We start from the raw sequence: 776 nt of genomic DNA, 5'->3' as shown, positions 1-776 counted from the left end.
ACCCCACTCATCGCCCCGACCACGCCACCAGCACCCGCCCCCGCGACCAACGCGACCGCCACGGAGACCACCGTCGGCAACGGCAAGGCCCGCACCAGCACCGCGACACCGACCGCCACCGCGCCCACACTCACCGCATCCGCCTCAGCGGCGAGATACCCACCCGCGACGATCGCCAGCGCGGCCGAGACGACCGTCGCCATCAGCCCGTACATCCGCTCGTCCGGATCAGCGTGCGAGCGAAGCTGAAGGACCAACGTCAGCAGCACCCACACCCCCAGCGTCCCGAGGATCGCCGCCGGAGCCCCGTCGGCCACCAGCAACGCCACGTCCGCGCTCAGCGCCCCCGCGAAGGCCAGCGCGATGCCCTGCCGGGCGGGCCACATGCCGTTCAGCCGGAACCAGCCCGCCGCCGTCACGGCCTGGAGGACGACGAGCGGGACGAGAAGGGCGTACGACCCGATGGCCGCCGCACCCGAGAGAAGCAGCCCCAGCAACGCCGTGAGCCCGGCCGGCTGGATCCCCGGTTCGATGATCGGCGAACGGCCCTCCAGCCGGGCCCGCTGGGCGTCCGTGACACGGGAGTTGCCGGCGACGGTGGCGGGACCGTAGCCGGGGTCCGCACTCGACTCGGGCTTCGCTTCCGCGGGGGTCGCCTGGGCGTAGGCCTGCGGCTGGGCGTGGGCGTGGGCGGGGGTGTGGGCGTAGGACTGAGGCTGGGGCGCGCCACCCCACGCCTGCCCCGTCTCGCCGTACCCCGCATACGCCCCCGGACC

At 74.5% G+C, this 776-nt stretch carries 1 pseudogene; it reads right to left on the bottom strand.

What is annotated here, in order from left to right:
- A pseudogene (locus L0P92_RS44745) lies at positions 1–776 on the bottom strand (hypothetical protein); the annotation flags it as partial.

The sequence above is a fragment of the Streptomyces muensis genome, from assembly GCF_021474425.1.
Classification (GTDB): domain Bacteria; phylum Actinomycetota; class Actinomycetes; order Streptomycetales; family Streptomycetaceae; genus Streptomyces; species Streptomyces muensis.
This window is presented reverse-complemented; position numbering and strand designations above follow the sequence as displayed.